Raw genomic sequence first — 17454 nt, forward strand, 5'->3', positions numbered from 1 at the left:
GCTTTATGAATTATTTGCTGCACTCATCTTGATCAGTGCCAAGTCTTCCTTGTCCTTCGCCCGTTCTCTTTTCACCCATTTATAAAAAATGTGTCCAAGAACAAAGCCGTAGACCACCTCTTGAAGAATTTTCATCACAATTCCACCCGTCATTTGGTCTTCCATCGGAGGCAGGAAAGAATACAGCTCTGGAACATTTGCATAGGTGGCATAGAGCAAATCATTGGCAAACATGATCAGAGCACAGGCCGGTGTAAGTAATACACCGCTTGCGAATACATATCCCACTTTCTGCAGGTCAGATAAAGTATTCAACTCTTCAATTGGACATAAAACAGGCCACCACATGGTAAAAGCAGTAAGGAGCAAAATCGTATGGCTTATTAAAGCGATTAACCCGTTTGCCATAACTGCATCAAAGATTACAGGCATATGGTAAATGGAAAAAAGGGTTATAAATAACAAGATCGCGATGAGCGGCTTGGTTAAAAAACTAATGGTATTCATCAGCTTATTTTGCAGTCCGAACCACTTTCTGTAAAAACCATGCGGCATTCCAAGAATCATCAGCGGAGGAACCGCTAAATAGCTCACTGCCATTTCAACCATATGAACGCTGAATAAATAATGATGGCCGATCACATTCAAAGGACTGCCCTTAGCGACATATAAAAAAACAAGGCCTGCAGTAAAAAAGAATTTTTGAAGTTTGGTCGTTTGAAAATTGGAGGTCCTGCTGCCATAAAATTTATAATATAAAATTCCAACCATTAATATTAAGATAAAAATATCCGGCCGATAAAGGCTGTAAAAACTAAAATCACTGATTTTTTCATGTGCCATCGTATGACCCATTATATAAACTCCTTTCCATGGAAAGCAGGGATATTCAAAATTTATGGAAAATGGCTGCACTAAGCAGCCATTTTCCTATTTAAGACGTCCAGATCATGCCTGCGATACCAACCACTGTGATGGCAGCAACAAGAATTCCAGCAGCCATTCCCCAAAGCGGGAAGTCATGGCCCTTATGACTTAAATGCATCCAGATATACAATTGAAAGAACACTTGAACAACTGCAAGTACCAGGATAAATAGTACTGCAAAAGAATCAGCTACTTTATCACTCCAAATGGCGTAAAATGCAATCAGAGTTAAAAGGATCATCATGATGAATGAAACATTATGGTGTTTTCTCTCTTCTTTAAACGCCAATTTACGCTGCAGTGCCTCGCTGCGGTGAACACTGGTTTCAGGGTTGCTGTGATTAGCCATTTCTTAACCCACCTTCCCCATAAGATACACAACAGTGAAAATGAATACCCAAACGACATCTACAAAATGCCAATAGAGGGCAAATAAATAATACTTAGGCGCGTTTACAAGTGTAATTCCGCGATTCCAGTTGCGCACGAGCAGTGTAATGATCCAAAGGCAGCCGAATGCTACGTGGCCTCCATGGAATCCTACCAATGTATAGAAGGCAGAACCAAAAGCACTGCTTGTAAAAGTATGCCCTTCATGAACATATTCCATAAATTCATACACTTCAAGGCCAAGGAACCCAAGCCCTAGTAACAAGGTTACAAGGAACCACCCCTGAAGATTTCGGACACGGTTTTGTTTCAATGCGAGTACAGCATACACGCTCGTTAAAGAACTCGTTAACAGGAGCATTGTTGCCAAAAATACAGTAGGAAGCTTAAACAGCTCCTCAGTCGTCGGTCCGTCCATGTTCATGTGGCGAAGACCTAAATAGGTACCGAACAATGTTGCAAATAAAACGGTTTCTCCTCCAAGAAAGAGCCAAAAGCCTAAAAATTTATTTTTGCCTTCAAGGGTGGCTTTTTCGGGATGTTCTGGAAAGTTAGCATCATTTAATCGTTCATCCGCGTGCATTATTCTTTAACCCCCTTTAAATCAGCTTCAACTTCTTCTTTGTGAATATGGAAGCCATGGTCGTCAATGATTGAACGTAAGAACATGCAAATAAACGTGGCGACTATTCCAATGATTGTTACCGTCATATGATTATAAATTAATCCTAACGCTGCGATAAAAAGCCCGATTGACATAAAGAGCGGGAGGATGGATGGATTAGGCATGTGGATATCCCCCACTGGTTCTGCAGGCGTCATGCCTTTATTCCCAGCTGCTTTTTCAATCCAATAGGCATCAAGTCCCCGAACCAATGGTGTTTGTGCAAAGTTATATTCAGGTGTAGGATACGGAATGGCCCATTCCAATGTTCTTCCATTCCAAGGATCGGAAGAAGGTGCATATTTTTTTGAAGCTGAGATGATAATGTTTATAAATAATACAATCGTACCGATTGCCATCAAGAAGGCACCGATTGAACTGATAAAGTTCAATTGATCCAGCTGCTGCCCAGACAGGTATGTAAATACACGGCGCGGCATACCCATGAGGCCCAAGAAATGCTGAGGGAAGAATGTAAGATGGAAGCCGATAAAGAACGTCCAGAAATGAATTTTTCCAAGAGTTTCATTCAAAACCCTGTTAAACATTCTAGGATACCAATAGTACAGGCCAGCAAATAGTCCAAGTATTACCCCACCCACAATTACATAATGGAAATGGGCAACAACAAAATAGCTGTCATGGAATTGGTAGTCGGCTGAAGGTATGGCAAGCATAACTCCTGTTACCCCACCCATTACGAATGTCGGGATAAATCCAACCGCCCAAAGCATGGCTGTTGAGAATACGATTCTTCCGCCCCACATCGTAAAAAGCCAGTTAAAGATCTTAACACCTGTAGGAACAGCGATAGCCATAGTTGCTACGGCAAAAATCGAGTTAGCTACAGGACCAAGGCCTACCGTAAACATATGGTGGACCCAAACCATGAATCCTAAGAAACCAATCAAAACGGTCGCGAACACCATGGCACTGTATCCGAAAAGACGTTTTCTTGAGAATGTAGCAACTACCTCACTGATCGCACCAAATGAAGGCAAGATCAGGATATAAACTTCCGGGTGTCCGAAGATCCAGAAGATATGCTCCCAAATCAAGATATTCCCGCCATTGTCCGGGTTGAAAAAGTTTGCATCAAAGACCCTGTCAAAAGATAACATAAATAAACCAATCGTTAATGGAGGGAATGCGAATAGAATCAAACCTGACGTAACGAATGCGGTCCAGGTAAACAAAGGCATACGCATGAATGTCATACCAGGTGCACGCATGTTGATGATCGTTACAAGGAAGTTAATCCCCCCTATAAGGGTTCCTATACCCGATATCTGAATTCCGAGTACATAAAAGTCCACTCCTGGTCCTCCGGACGTTGTTGACAGAGGCGCATAAGCCGTCCAACCAGCATCAGGAGCTCCCCCTAAGAGCCAGCTTAAATTCAGTAGTACTCCACCGAAGAAAAATAGCCAGAACCCCAACGCATTAACAAATGGAAAGGCAACGTCCCTTGCACCGATCTGCAATGGGACTACAGCATTCATAAAAGCAAAAATCAACGGCATGGCTGCAAAGAAAATCATGGTAGTACCGTGCATCGTCAGCAATTGGTTAAACGTCTCGGCAGCGACAAAGTCATTTTCCGGTTTTATCAACTGAATACGCATTAACATCGCTTCGATTCCTCCAATAATGAAGAAGAAACCGCCAGCTATAAGGTATAGTATACCGATTTTTTTATGGTCAACAGTAGTGAGCCAGTCCATCAGCCCGCTTCTCTTTGTGTGACTTGCGTGAGTAGACACCTTTTTACCTCCTTTTTACAAACAGCTCCTAATGTCTATTGAAGTTTTAGACTAAGAAGATAGTCAGCTACTGCGTCAACTTCTTCATCGTTAAGGGGCACGTTCGGCATGTTATTGCCTGGCTTTACTTTTTGAGGATTTTTAATCCATTTTTCAACGTTCTCTTTGTTGTGCTCAAGTACACCGGCAACACGCTGTTTATCACCGAAACCAGTAAGGTTAGGGCCGGTGTTTCCGCCGTCTTTGCCTACCGCGTGGCAAGATAAACAGTTCTTTTTAAATATTTCTTGTCCTTCAGCAGCATTTCCTGTAGCATTGCCGCTTGCCTTCTTGAATGAATCTACCCAAGCTTCATATTTTTCTTTGGAAACGACTTTTACTTTGAAATCCATGAGGGCATGAGAAGCACCGCATAATTCAGCACATTTCCCTTTATACACCTGTTCTTTCTTTCCTGTTTCGATCCACATGTAGTTCTTGCTGCCATCACCTGGGTTGGTGTCCGTTTTACCGGCAAGGGATGGAATCCAGAAAGAGTGGATAACATCAGCTGAAGACAGCTCGACGTGTACTTTTGTGTTCACTGGAAGCACGAGTTCCTGTGACGTAATAATCTCTTCTTTCGGATACTCAAATTCCCACCAGTACTGATGGCCGGTAACTTTTAAAGATAGCTCTCCCTTTTTAGGTTTATCTTTCGCAGACACATCGAAAGTCTGCATAACCGTTGGAACCGCCAGAATAATCAGTAAAAGGATTGGAATCGCAGTCCAAAGAATTTCGAGCAGATGGTTTCCTTCCACTTGTTCAGGAATCGTGTCATCGCCCTTGCGCTTTCGAAATTTCACTAAAACAAATACATAAATGATAAAAACGACCAACAATACAAAAATCATAATTGCCAGGCTCAGCACCATTAAAGAGTATTGTTTGGTGGCTACTTCACCTTGCGGCAGAAGCGCAGACAGAGTTGGATCACCACAACCCATCAGCAGAAGCGCCAGCATTGCAAACAAAGGGATTACCCGCCCTTTACGCAGCAAATTTCTCATCACTTCATAAAACCCCACTTTCTCGTTGTAGTTCAGCTACTAAAATCTATTACCTGCTTGTTATAAACGGCCAGTGCCCGTTTACATTAAGCAGCAAATAGCAAATCAATGTAAGCCCTTTTATATAAAAGGTCTTAAATATATTCATCCAGCCGAAACCAAGGGTTGGTCCTGACTGAAATCGATATTAGATGTTTACGAGAATCATAGCGACAAATAAGATAGTCAAGTAATTAAGAGAATAGACAAACATCTGTCTTGCCCATTTGATGTCATCATTTGTCCAGATGCCCGATAAACCAAGGACCAGCCAGCCGATTCCCAAAACAGCGGCTATAGTGGTAAATACCTTTCCAAATGGGTACAAATACAAGGAAACCGGGATGAGAGCAGCTACATACCAGATCATCTGGCGCTTTGTCATTTTAAATCCTGAAACGACTGGAAGCATCGGAATTCCTGCTTTCCTGTACTCTTCACATCTCTTCATGGCTAGTGCCAAAAAATGCGGAGGCTGCCATAGAAACATAATGAGAAAAAGTATCCAAGCCATCAAATCGAGGTTTGCATCGACTGCGGCCCATCCGATCAGCGGCGGCATTGCTCCAGAAATTCCCCCCACAACTGTATTGATAGAATGAGATCTTTTTAGCCACATCGTGTAGACCACCACATACACAAATAAACCAATAAGGCCAAAAACAGCGGCTGTTAGCGTTGTCATTGCAAGGAGAATGACACCAATGGCAGATAAAATAATCCCCATCCACAATGCTTGATGTGCCTCAATCTTTCCAGTTACCGTAGGTCTGTCCATTGTACGATCCATCAAACCGTCAATATCGCGGTCTATGTAATTGTTTAAACAGCAGCCTCCCGCGATCACCAAGGCCGAGCCAACAACAGCAAGAACCAGCACGTTCAGCTCATCTGCAAAAAGAAGTCCGTTAAACTTTATGGCAAGAAAAACACCTGCAAATACAGTGATAAGGTTTGAAATAACGATTCCCATCTTGGCAATTGTGAGGAAATCTTTCCACGTACCTGTCGGATTAGCTTCCGGTAAAGAATCAGCCTTGATCACGTTGTCAGCATCATCAAATGTCGTTTGAGTTTTGCTCACCGTATACACCTCCTTTACAGGCAAGTTTCCTTCCATTTCCGGTTTTTGAGAAACTATCCAGGTAAAATGCCATATTTTATTCTAAATAGTAATGAATCGGAAATCAATATGTAAAACGCCTTTCTTTTCTCACATATTTGCGAAATTTATCACAAAATGTTGTGATACGGCAGACATGTTTCTAAAACATTATAAAACAATTTAAAAGGTTTGTATACTTCGACTCGGATAGACAGATTCCTATATTATTCCTATGTTTTGGCAAACTTTAGTATAAGGCTGAAATTTAACAAATTTGTGAATTTTCTTTGAACTGATCCTCCATAAAAAAAGCATTTCTCACAAAAGAGAAATGCCTTTTAAAAAAGCTATTCTTTTAAAATCAAGGATTTATTCAAGTATCTTACTTAGCCAATTCAATCAATAAATCCCCAATAGATTTATGGGTGCATTCCTACTTTGCTAACTCGATCAATAAATCCCCTGGTGCTATTGCTTCGCTGTTGGATGCGTGGATTTCTTTAACAATTCCATCGTATGGTGCCTGGACGGTGGTTTCCATTTTCATCGCCTCTGTGATCATCAAGTGGTCACCTTTTTTAACTTTTTCGCCCTTTTCTACCAATACCTTGACGACAGTTCCAGGCATGCTTGCGCCAATATGGCCCGGATCGGACGGATCTACTTTTCTTTTTACGGCGACTGCCGATTTGATGCTTTCATCTTTAACGACAACTTCCCTCGGCTGTCCATTGAGCTCAAAATAAACGACCCTCGTACCGTCTTTTTGCGGTTCTCCGATAGATACCAGTTTTACGATAAGGGTTTTACCTTGTTCAATTTCAACCTCAATTTCCTCACCCAGCCTCATGCCATAGAAGAAAGTCGGGGTATCAAGTACTGAAAGATCGCCAAACTGATCATACATTCTCTCCCTATCCAACAAAACCTTCGGATAAAGTGCATAGGATATCGCATCAAAACTGGTCACTTGCCTGTTCAGCTTATGGAACAGCGTCTCTTTAATGTCTATAAAGTCAGCTGCCTCCAGCAATTCACCAGGACGCTGAGTGATATACTCTCTTCCTTTCAGGATCAGCTGCTGAAGTTCTTTAGGAAAGCCCTGATACGGCTGGCCGATATAACCCTGGAAAAACTCAACGACGGAATCAGGGAAATCCAGCTTTTCTCCTTTTTCATACACATCATCTTCTGTTAGATCGTTCTGAACCATAAACAATGCCATATCTCCGACTACTTTTGAGGATGGAGTCACCTTTACAACATCACCGAACATATCGTTGACGCGGCGGTACATTCTTTTCACATCATCCCATTTTTCTTCAAGTCCAACCGCTTTTGCCTGTTGTTTAAGATTGCTGAACTGTCCGCCAGGCATCTCATGCTCATATACTTCTGGATCAGGTGCGTTCATTCCGCTTTCAAATCCTTGGTAATACTTTCGCACATCCTCCCAGTATGAGCTCAGCTCCTGTAGTTTGCCGATATCGGCATCAGGCTGGCGCTCATTTCCTGCAAGGGCGTAGTAGAGCGAGTTCGCTGAAGGCTGGGAAGTCCCCCCTGCCATTGAGCTCACAGCAACGTCTACGATGTCCACTCCTGCATCTATCGCTTTTGAATAAGTGAATATTCCGTTCCCGCTTGTATCATGGGTATGCAGGTGTACAGGAAGGCTGATATTTTCTTTTAACCGTGAAACAAGTTCATAGGCAGCCTGGGGCTTCAGCAGACCCGCCATATCCTTGATGGCAAGGATATGCGCACCAGCGGCTTCTAATTCTTTTGCCATTTTAATATAATACTCTGCATTATACTTCGTCCTCGAAGAATCAAGAATATCGCCTGTATAGCATAGAGCTGCCTCAGCTATTTTTCCGTTCTTCCTGACTGAATCGATCGCAACTGTCATTCCCTCAACCCAGTTCAAACTATCAAAAATACGGAATACATCAATTCCGGCTTCTGAAGATTTTTCTACAAATTCTTCAATGACATTATCAGGATAATTTTTGTAGCCTACTGCATTGGAAGCCCGCAGCAGCATTTGGAATAAAATATTTGGAACTTTTTCACGAAGCTTGAGGAGACGATGCCAAGGGTCTTCGTTCAGGAAACGATACGCTACATCGAAGGTAGCTCCTCCCCACATCTCAAGGGAAAACATAGAAGGCCATAGTTTTGCTGTTGGTTCTGCCGCATGAAGCAGGTCGTTCGTCCTCATCCGGGTAGCCAGCAGGGATTGATGCCCGTCCCTAAAGGTCGTATCGGTCAAAAGAACCTTCTTCTGTTCTTTAATCCAATTCACAAGCCCGTCTGCACCATGCTGTTCAAGGATCTGTTTCGTTCCGTCTGCAGGCTTTTCAATTGTCTTCACATTTGGGAGTCGCGGTTTGGAAAACGCAGGTTTTTTGATTTTTTCCATGCCCGGAAAACCGTTTACAGTTGTGGACCCGATATACGTTAGCATTTTCGTTCCCCGGTCTTTCCTCTTAGGGAAAATGAACAGCTCATTTGATGTGTCAATGAAAGACGTATCATAGTTCCCCGTAAGAAACGACTTGTGCTTTACAACATTCTCAAGGAATTCAATATTCGTTTTTATACCGCGGATACGGAACTCTTTAAGGTTCCTGAGCATCTTAGCAGCCGCTTGATCAAAGGTCAGAGCCCATGTTGAAAGCTTAACAAGCAAAGAATCATAGTGCGGTGTTATGACTGCGCCCTGAAAGCCGTTCCCAGCATCTAAACGGACGCCAAACCCCCCGCCCGAACGATAAACATTAATCTTTCCTGTATCAGGCATGAAATTGTTGGCTGGATCTTCGGTAGTTACCCGGCACTGGATCGCATATCCGTGACAGGAGATATCCTCTTGATGAGGAATGGCAATCACATCACCATGAAGCTGGTTCCCCTGCGCAATCCGGATCTGTGTCTGGACGATATCAACGCCGGTAACCATTTCGGTTATCGTATGTTCTACTTGTACACGCGGATTTACTTCAATAAAATAGTATCTGCCGTCATCCGTAACGAGGAACTCTACCGTTCCAGCGTTTAAATAGTCGATATGTGTCATCAATTGAACAGCCGATTCGCATATTTCCTGCCTTAATTCCTTGCTGAGTGAAACACTTGGCGCCACTTCGACCACTTTTTGGTGCCTTCTCTGTACAGAGCAGTCCCTCTCGAACAAATGGACGATGTTACCATCTGAGTCAGCAAGAATTTGAACTTCGATATGCTTTGGCTTTTCAACAAATTTTTCGACATATACTTGATCCTCACCAAACGCAGCTTTCGCTTCTGATTTGGCTCTTTCGTAACCTTCCGCCAGTGAATTCTCACTTCTAATGATCCGCATTCCTCTTCCGCCGCCGCCTAGAGAGGCCTTGATGATGATGGGATAACCATGTTCCCCGGCAAATGCCCTTACTTCATCAAGGCTGTTCACCGGCCCGTCTGAGCCTGGAATAACGGGAAGCCCTGCACTAACAGCAACTTCTCTTGCTTTCACTTTATCACCGAACATAATAAGGTGCTCCTGCTTCGGTCCGATAAATGTAATATTTTCTTCAGCGCAGCGCTTTGCAAAATGGATGTTCTCCGATAAGAACCCATAGCCGGGGTGAATAGCGTCGATCCCGTTCCTTTTTGCAATGGCGATAATACCTTCAATGTCCAAATAAGCATCAATCGGTTTTTTACCTTCTCCAACCAAATAGGCTTCATCTGCTTTGTATCGATGATAGGAACCTGAATCTTCCTTGGAGTAAATCGCTACCGTACGGATTCCCAGCTCAGTACATGCGCGAAAAATGCGGATGGCAATTTCTCCGCGGTTTGCAACTAAAATTTTTCTGATTTGCTGTTGTGACATCGGTATCTCTCCCTCTAATTATTCCTGGAATTACACCGCGTGAAGTTTCCCTTTTGCAGGTGCAGATTCCGGCTTCTGATGCTTCCTTTTATAATTAACATGACAGGAAATATTGACTAAAATCCCCATGGAAATTAACAACAAGACTAGAGATGAACCACCATACGATATAAAAGGCAAAGGGACACCTGTAATGGGCAGCAGACCGATGGCAGCCCCCAGATTAACGCAGGATTGGATTCCAACCATCCCTGATATTCCAAAAGCAAGCAGGCTTCCATAAGTATCCCTGCTCCTTAGGCCGGTAATGAATCCTTTTATTACGACAAAGCCGATCAACCCGATAATCAGCGCGACTCCCCAAAAGCCAAGCTCTTCTGCTATGACAGCTATGATGAAGTCCGTATGGGGCTCTGGAAGAAAACCATACTTCTGAATACTCTGGCCAAGCCCGTTACCGGAAACGCCTCCAGAACCAATGGCCAAATATGAATTGACGAGCTGGAAACCGTCACCTTGAGGATCTTTGAAAGGTTCATAAGCTGCCGTAAAGCGTGATTTCTGCTCTTTCGTTAAAACCTGTGAACCAAGTCCAATAATCAGAAGTGCTGATGCAATCAGGATCAGTTTATGGCCTGGCTTCATTCCTGAACTTAGAATAATGATGCCCGTAGTCGCAGCAATAATCAGCCCGGTGCCTAAATCCGGCTGTTTCATGATTAAAATAAACATGACAGCAAATACGCTCAAAGGCGGAGCACTTGCCGCAAAGTTTTCGAGCTTGTCCTGTTTTTTTGAAAAGATCGCTGCAAGGTAAATCGCAAGTCCAAGTTTTACAAATTCTGCCGGCTGGAACCCGACAGGTCCTATGTATATCCAGCTCTGTGCGTTGTTTGTTGTTTTTCCGATAAACAAAACCGCGATGAGCAGCATGATGGATCCGAAAACAATGGGTACGATGAGTTTTTTATAGAGCTGATAGGGAATAATCATCGCAATCAAGAAACATACGAGGCCTGCACCTAAAAAAATAAACTGCCGAATAAAGAAGTAATTGCTGGAATAGCCAAAACGGTTAATTGAGACAATGATGCTTGCGCTGTAAACCATGACAAGACCTATCCCGCACAGTGCCAAAATTGCAATTACTAGTGAATAATCGTAGTGCCGAAACATTTTCTTTAACATTATCTTACATCCTTTATGTAGTCTTTTCCCTAACAGTAGTTCGTATATAAAACTTCCTTTCCCTCTGTATGATAAAGTTAAAAATATTTTAACACAACTTTGTAAAATGCTCCTGAAATTGAACGGATCATATAAAAAAACTCAAACCATTCTAATAACGGTTTGAGTTAACTATTATTTCCGCATTGAAGCTTCATGCAAAGCGGAGAGCTGACGTTCAAGTGATTCCAGCAAGCCCTTGCCATCTGCCTCATCAACGAGGTTGAGCCTTACTGCAAAATCAATCTCCCGTGAGAGTCCAAACATTTGTGTATCAAGCACTTCCTCATAGAGGGGACATTGCGGCATCGTCAGGTTTTCCATCTGCACCTCAATTAATTTCAGTATTTTTGCAGCATCCGCCTGTAGCAGTTCAAATGCCTTTTCTCGATGTCCTGTTGCCATCTCAGGTGACAAAATCATCCCTCCGTTCTACTTGGCTTTCTACTCTTTAATATATCGTTTGACAGCTAAAAAATCAACATATTACAGTATGAACTCTATTCATGATAGAATAGACATGGAAAAAATTTAACTTTACATCAAATAGGAGCATGGTAAAATGGATTTTATTTTAGAACTAAAAGGAAAAGTTAAGTATAATCTTTCAATGGATCCCGGCGTATTTATCTTCGATGACAGGAAATTTGATCTTACGACATACTTTGATGACAAGGAATCCTCGGAGAGTAAAGAAGAGAAATATTTAAAAGCAGTTTCTTCCCACTGGGACAAAGAGATTATTGAAGGATCCGCTCCTCCAGAGAAAAAACCATCATCCAGGAAGTCACTAAAGGAGACCATTGCTACGGGCACTTTTGGCATCGGCTTCGGACATTTTATCAAGAATGCTGAACCCGATGCATCTGCCTCCCATATTGAAATCCATACAGAGAACGGCGTGGAAGAGATCACTCTCGAAGACGGGCTGAAGGCTGTGTTAGGTTTTTCATTAAACGGAAAACCCTTAAAGGAAGACGGGCCCGTTCATTTCTATTTCGGTGATGGAAGAAATAAAGAAATTCCTATTAAAAACATCAGAAGCTTTATTATAAAATAAACCTGCCGCGGCAGGTTTATTTCTTTGGTTATCCATTCTTCTAAAGCAAGTCGGCAGCCAGCTGAGCGAGGCTTGAGCGCTCTCCTTTTTCAAGCTTTACATGACCGCTGATGCTCTGGTCCTTAAATTTTTCAACCACATAGGTCAGGCCGTTCGTAAATTCATCGAGGTAAGGGTGATCGATCTGTTTAGGATCGCCTAAAAGGATCACCTTGCTCCCTTCTCCTACCCTTGTTAAAATCGTTTTCACTTCATGCTTCGTAAGGTTTTGAGCTTCATCTATAATGATGAACTGATCGGGCAAACTTCGCCCCCTGATATACGTGAGCGCCTCTACATGGATTGAGCCGATGCCTGCAAGGATTTTTTCCAATTCCCCTTGTTTTTTAGCATTAAACAAATATTCAAGATTGTCATAGATCGGCTGCATCCACGGTTTTAGCTTTTCGTCCTTTTCACCAGGAAGATATCCGATGTCCTTCCCAACGGGTACAATTGGCCTTGCAATAAAGAGTTTAATGTACTTTTTCAAATCCTCGGTCTGCAAAAGCCCTGCTGCAAGGGTTAAGAGGGTTTTGCCCGTCCCCGCTTTGCCGATCAGTGTGACGAGATGGACATCCTTGCGCAAAAGCAGCTCTATCGCCATTTTTTGCTGAACATTCCTGGGTTTTATTCCCCAGATGGAATCCCCTTCAAATAACAGAGGTTTTAGTTTCTTTCCGTTATCTTCTATCCTGGCAAGCGCTGAGACCGAACTTCTATACATGTCTTTCATAATGACAAATTGATGAGGATAGAAGGAGTGGTTAGCGATCTCCAAAACAGGAAGCTCCTGTTTTTCATAAAATTTATCCAGCAGCTCACTGTTCACGTATATTTCCTTATAGCCTAAATACGTTTGCTCATCTCGATCCACCACACGGTCACTGAGAAAATCTTCGGCTTGAATACCGAGTGCATCCGCTTTGACCCTCACGAGCACATCTTTGCTTACCAGAATCACTTGTTTGCTGTTCTCTTTTCCTTTTTCCTCGTTTAATAAATTTAAGGACACAGCCAATATTCTGTTGTCATTGGTTGGTTCAGCAAAGGTCTCCTGAAGCCTTTTAAAAGAGCGGTGATTAAGTTCAACCCTCAATATTCCCCCATTTTCAAGCGGGACTTTTTCATGGAGCTTTCCTTTTACCCTAAGTTTATCGATCAGCCTTGATACTTCCCGTGCATTTCTTCCGATTTCGTCCATGTACCTTTTTTTTGAATCCACTTCCTCGAGCACGATTGCTGGAATGACGACCTCATGATTACCAAATGAGAAAATTGAATAGGGATCCTGTAAAAGAACATTCGTATCAAGGACATATATTTTATTCAAACGTACACAGCCTCCTGACTATTGATTTTCTATGTTTTGGCAGTGTTAATGAATGATGAACGCATGAAGACCGGCCTCACTGATAGATCATAAGCCGGGACGGACTATAGTTAAATGTATGAACTTTTGAATAAAGATAGACGAAAACACAGAAAATAACGGAAAAGAACACGACTGAAAGGATGAAATAATTGAAAACGCTAAGGATGTTGGCCATCATGAGTTCACTCTTGCTGCTTTTTGCTTGCAACTACAATAACAATAAAAGCGCCGAACAGACAGATAATAATGCTCCTCGATTAACAAAGGTAAATCAAACCGCCAATAATAACGGACAAAGAGAAGCACGAAGAAACTCTCAGCAGGTTTCTCGGCATCTTGTCGGAATCGCAACAGGTATACCTGGCGTAGAAGATGCCACCGCAGTAGCGCTCGGAAGGTACGCCGTTGTGGGAATTGACGTGGACTCCAAGCTGGACGCCTCGAGGACGGGGACGATTAAATATTCTGTAGCAGAAGCTTTAAAAAAGGATCCGTATGGGGCTAACGCTTTAGTTACTGCAGATCCTGACACTGTGCAGCGGCTAAGGGGAATGGCAAGTGAAATCAGACGAGGCCATCCGATCGGAGGAATACTCAATGAGCTTGCAGCGATTGTTGGAAGATTAATGCCGCAGGTTCCAAACCGAACGAATTCTGTTAAACCCGCTCCTACAGAAACCAATAACAGCCAGCTTTCTGATCAAGAAAACAAAAGGCTCAATAATCAACAGCAAAAACAAGCAAAAACGACCAAGAATCAGCAGCAATAAGTTATAAACCCCGCTCTTGCCGAGCGGGGTTTTTGCATGTAAATGGTTATTTATAGTGTTTACCTCTTCTTCTTTGATATAATGACTTTAACACCAAAAAGACAGAGGTGATTATCTATGCGAGTAAAGTGTGTGCTATGTGACACCATCCAATCCATTGAAGATCGATCCTCACTGGCTAAACGGCTGAGAAACAGGCCTATCCACACGTACATGTGTGACCGATGCCAGGAGAGGATCACTGATAAAACGAATAAGAGAATCGCAACCGGAAACTTTATGCTATACAGGACTCCTGCTAAAGAGAATGAATGGTAAGCTGATGCTGCCGGTTCTAGGGCCGGCATGCTATATGGCTTTGCCTGATGACCTCACGATTTGTCGCAGGAATATCGGGCTTCACGCTTTCCATTCCCCCGAGTTTTCCCCCTGCTGATATTACTCGTTTTTTATTCTCCTATCCTTTAAGCTAAAAAAAGAGCCATGAACACGGTATGTTCATGACTCAAAATCAAAAGAAATATTCTAATTGTACTTCGGCTCTGCTTCTATCGATTCCCAAAGAGCGTCAATATAGTCGCAGGGGAATTTTTTATGATGCTGAGAATCCCCGATCTTGTAATCCACTTCATAACTGCCATCGATGATGCATACCGCTATGTGTTCTACCCCGTGGTCCTCCCGAAGGATTTCATCGAAAAAACGAAGGGTATCTGCGGCAGCCTGGTCATCTGTTCTTTGTTCTGCCACCTTTTTAATACTTAGCCAATTGTAAAGCGCATCCTGCAAAGTCATAGAAACTCCTTATAGGTGTTCGGCTTTATTTTTTTTGCTCTGGTGCAGCCTGATTTTATAAATAATCAAAACGGCTGCGGCACATAAGAGTCCCTCGGCAACCGGCAGGCCGATTCCGAAAAAGGTAAGCGGAAAACAGCCCAATATTAAAAGAATATAGATGACTGCAGATTTAAGCAGAGGGAGCTTTTTAGCAAATCCAAGCTGATAGACAAGAATGGTCAATATTGTAATGACTAGATACAAAAGAAAAAAACCTGCTACAGGATGTTCGTTTATTCCTAATAGAAGAGCGATGGGTGAAGAATCTTCACCCGTCGCAGACATTACTTTTTTATCATCCACCGCTCACACCACCAGACGCAATCTTAGTTTTGCTTGGCCAATTTGTTTTTCTTAGTCGCACGTTCACGCTCATTTTTATCAAGGATTTTTTTGCGAAGACGTATGCTCTCCGGGGTAACTTCACAATACTCATCCTCGTTCAAATATTCAAGTGATTCTTCAAGAGACATAACCCTAGGCTTTTTCATGCTGACCGTTTGATCCTTGTTAGCAGACCGCATGTTTGTCATCTGTTTTACTTTGGTGATATTAACTGTAATATCATTTTCACGCGTATGTTCACCAACGATCATTCCTTCATAAACTTCAGTACCCGGCTCCACAAATATGGTTCCTCGGTCCTCAACGTTAATGATCCCGTATTGGCTCGCTTTGCCGTGTTCCATGGAGACGAGAACTCCTTGACGGCGTCCTCCCACTTGGCCCTGATGCATCGGCTGATAACTGTCAAACGTATGGTTCAAGATACCGTATCCTCTTGTCTGGGTTAAGAATTCAGTCGAATAACCAATTAATCCGCGAGCTGGGACCATGAACTCAAGTCTTACTTGACCTGAGCCGTTGTTAATCATGTTGAGCATTTCACCTTTTCGTGCCCCAAGCGATTCCATTACAGCGCCCGTATATTCTTCAGGCACATCAATCTGAACACGCTCTACAGGCTCCGAACGAACTCCGTCAACCATACGTACGATAACTTCAGGTTTTGATACTTGAAGCTCGTAGCCTTCCCTTCTCATGTTTTCGATAAGAATGGATAGATGAAGCTCTCCGCGACCGGAAACAATCCAAGCATCCGGAGATTCAGTGTTATCTACACGGAGAGAAACATCCGTCTCCAATTGAGAGCGAAGGCGCTCTTCGATTTTTCTGGAGGTCACATATTTACCTTCACGGCCGGCAAATGGTGAATTATTAACAAGGAACGTCATTTTCAATGTTGGCTCGTCGATTCTTAGTACTGGCAATGCTTCTTCCTGGCCCTCCGGACAAACGGTTTCACCAACGTTGATCTCTTCCATTCCTGATACAGCTACTAGATCACCGGATTTAGCTTCTTGGATTTCCACTCTTTTAAGTCCGAGGAAACCAAAGATTTTCGTTACGCGGAATTTTTTTACAGTACCGTCCAATTTCATGAGTGAAACTGCTTGGCCTACCTGCATCGTACCTCGGAAAACACGGCCGATACCGATACGGCCCAAGTAATCATTATAATCTAACAGAGAAACCTGGAATTGAAGCGGTTCACCACTGTTATCAACCGGTGAAGGAATATTTTCAATGATTGAATCAAATAAAGCTTTCATGTTTTCATCTTGCTGATGAGGATCCGTGCTCGCGGTACCTTTGAGTGCAGAAGCATACACGACTGGGAATTCAAGCTGATCTTCATTGGCACCAAGCTCGATAAACAAATCAATGACTTCATCGACTACTTCTTCAGGACGTGCAAAATCACGGTCAATTTTATTTACGACTACGATTGGAGTCAATTTTTGTTCAAGCGCTTTTTTCAGAACGAAACGAGTTTGCGGCATACATCCTTCGTAAGCGTCTACGACTAAAAGGACACCATCGACCATTTTCATGATCCGCTCAACTTCACCGCCAAAATCGGCATGTCCTGGTGTGTCCATGATGTTAATGCGAGTACCTTCATAATTGATCGCTGTATTTTTTGCCAGGATCGTAATACCGCGTTCCTTTTCCAGATCGTTGGAATCCATTGCACGTTCATTGACATGTTCGTTCGAACGGAAAGTCCCTGATTGGTGAAGCATTTGGTCCACGAGTGTTGTTTTCCCATGGTCAACGTGCGCGATAATCGCGATGTTTTTTATGTCTTTTCTCAAATTCAAAATAATCTCTCCTTAAAAAATCCTATCTTTTTTCTTTATTAAATACCCAGAACCATTCTGGATCTTTATTTCTCTATTGGAATTCAACTTTACTATTATACCACAAAGAACAACAATCTTTTTCTTTTTTGAAAAATTAGTTACACTATAGTTATCGTTTG

General features: G+C 42.7%; 16 protein-coding genes. 3 read left to right on the forward strand and 13 right to left on the reverse strand.

Going from position 1 to position 17454, the window contains the following annotated elements; all coding sequences use genetic code 11:
* Positions 1-3: 3 nt before the first annotated feature.
* The 9 genes from ABHN01_RS00150 to ABHN01_RS00190 all read right to left on the reverse strand — a co-directional run bounded on the left by ABHN01_RS00150 (position 4) and on the right by ABHN01_RS00190 (position 11470).
* The gene (locus ABHN01_RS00150; protein WP_429873860.1) at positions 4-855 is read right to left on the reverse strand and encodes a cytochrome c oxidase assembly protein; all 852 of its coding nucleotides are present in this window, start codon (positions 853-855) and stop codon (positions 4-6) included.
* Between the two features lie 79 nt (positions 856-934).
* Complete coding sequence (locus ABHN01_RS00155; RefSeq protein WP_429873861.1) at positions 935-1276, reverse strand: cytochrome C oxidase subunit IV family protein; 342 nt, start codon at positions 1274-1276, stop codon at positions 935-937.
* A 3-nt stretch (positions 1277-1279) separates the two neighbouring features.
* Entirely contained in the window at positions 1280-1900 is a 621-nt protein-coding gene (locus ABHN01_RS00160) for a cytochrome c oxidase subunit 3 (protein WP_290399688.1), read from the reverse strand.
* Entirely contained in the window at positions 1900-3744 is a 1845-nt protein-coding gene (ctaD, locus tag ABHN01_RS00165) for a cytochrome c oxidase subunit I (RefSeq protein ID WP_429873862.1), read from the reverse strand. Before ctaD ends, ABHN01_RS00160 begins: the two co-directional genes overlap by 1 nt.
* Positions 3745-3779: 35 nt before the next feature.
* The gene (gene coxB / locus ABHN01_RS00170) at positions 3780-4796 is read right to left on the reverse strand and encodes a cytochrome c oxidase subunit II (RefSeq protein WP_429873890.1); all 1017 of its coding nucleotides are present in this window, start codon (positions 4794-4796) and stop codon (positions 3780-3782) included.
* 187 nt (positions 4797-4983) lie between these two features.
* Entirely contained in the window at positions 4984-5919 is a 936-nt protein-coding gene (gene cyoE, locus ABHN01_RS00175; protein ID WP_429873863.1) for a heme o synthase, read from the reverse strand.
* Between the two features lie 454 nt (positions 5920-6373).
* Positions 6374-9820: a pyruvate carboxylase gene (gene pyc, locus ABHN01_RS00180; protein ID WP_429873864.1), complete on the reverse strand. Its 3447-nt coding sequence runs from the start codon at positions 9818-9820 to the stop codon at positions 6374-6376.
* Between the two features lie 30 nt (positions 9821-9850).
* A complete protein-coding gene (gene ftsW / locus ABHN01_RS00185; protein WP_429873865.1) occupies positions 9851-11008 on the reverse strand; it encodes a putative lipid II flippase FtsW in 1158 nt (385 codons plus the stop codon).
* A 174-nt stretch (positions 11009-11182) separates the two neighbouring features.
* Entirely contained in the window at positions 11183-11470 is a 288-nt protein-coding gene (locus tag ABHN01_RS00190) for a YlaN family protein (protein ID WP_429873866.1), read from the reverse strand.
* A gap of 139 nt (positions 11471-11609) precedes the next feature.
* Between ABHN01_RS00190 and ABHN01_RS00195 the strand changes: the two genes are divergently transcribed.
* On the forward strand, positions 11610-12107 hold the full coding sequence (locus tag ABHN01_RS00195) for a peptidyl-prolyl cis-trans isomerase (protein WP_429873867.1): 498 nt from the start codon (positions 11610-11612) through the stop codon (positions 12105-12107).
* A 40-nt stretch (positions 12108-12147) separates the two neighbouring features.
* Here ABHN01_RS00195 and ABHN01_RS00200 read toward each other — a convergent pair whose 3' ends face one another.
* Positions 12148-13479 (reverse strand): PhoH family protein, encoded by a 1332-nt coding sequence (locus ABHN01_RS00200; RefSeq protein ID WP_429873868.1) that lies wholly within the window; start codon positions 13477-13479, stop codon positions 12148-12150.
* A 218-nt stretch (positions 13480-13697) separates the two neighbouring features.
* Between ABHN01_RS00200 and ABHN01_RS00205 the strand changes: the two genes are divergently transcribed.
* A complete protein-coding gene (locus ABHN01_RS00205; RefSeq protein WP_429873869.1) occupies positions 13698-14291 on the forward strand; it encodes a YhcN/YlaJ family sporulation lipoprotein in 594 nt (197 codons plus the stop codon).
* A gap of 117 nt (positions 14292-14408) precedes the next feature.
* A complete protein-coding gene (locus ABHN01_RS00210; protein WP_290399696.1) occupies positions 14409-14609 on the forward strand; it encodes a YlaI family protein in 201 nt (66 codons plus the stop codon).
* A 207-nt stretch (positions 14610-14816) separates the two neighbouring features.
* Here ABHN01_RS00210 and ABHN01_RS00215 read toward each other — a convergent pair whose 3' ends face one another.
* The 3 genes from ABHN01_RS00215 to typA are packed head-to-tail and all read right to left on the reverse strand — an operon-like array spanning position 14817 to position 17293.
* Complete coding sequence (locus ABHN01_RS00215) at positions 14817-15086, reverse strand: hypothetical protein (RefSeq protein ID WP_429873870.1); 270 nt, start codon at positions 15084-15086, stop codon at positions 14817-14819.
* A 9-nt stretch (positions 15087-15095) separates the two neighbouring features.
* Entirely contained in the window at positions 15096-15413 is a 318-nt protein-coding gene (locus tag ABHN01_RS00220; RefSeq protein WP_290400426.1) for a YlaH-like family protein, read from the reverse strand.
* A 41-nt stretch (positions 15414-15454) separates the two neighbouring features.
* Positions 15455-17293 carry a translational GTPase TypA gene (gene typA, locus ABHN01_RS00225; RefSeq protein ID WP_429873871.1) on the reverse strand — a complete coding sequence of 613 codons (1839 nt, stop codon included), beginning with the start codon at positions 17291-17293 and terminating at the stop codon, positions 15455-15457.
* Between the last annotated feature and the right edge of the window lie 161 nt (positions 17294-17454).

Source organism: Fictibacillus sp. NRS-1165 (assembly GCF_050468105.1).
Taxonomy (GTDB): Bacteria; Bacillota; Bacilli; order Bacillales; family Fictibacillaceae; genus Fictibacillus_C; species Fictibacillus_C terrinigri.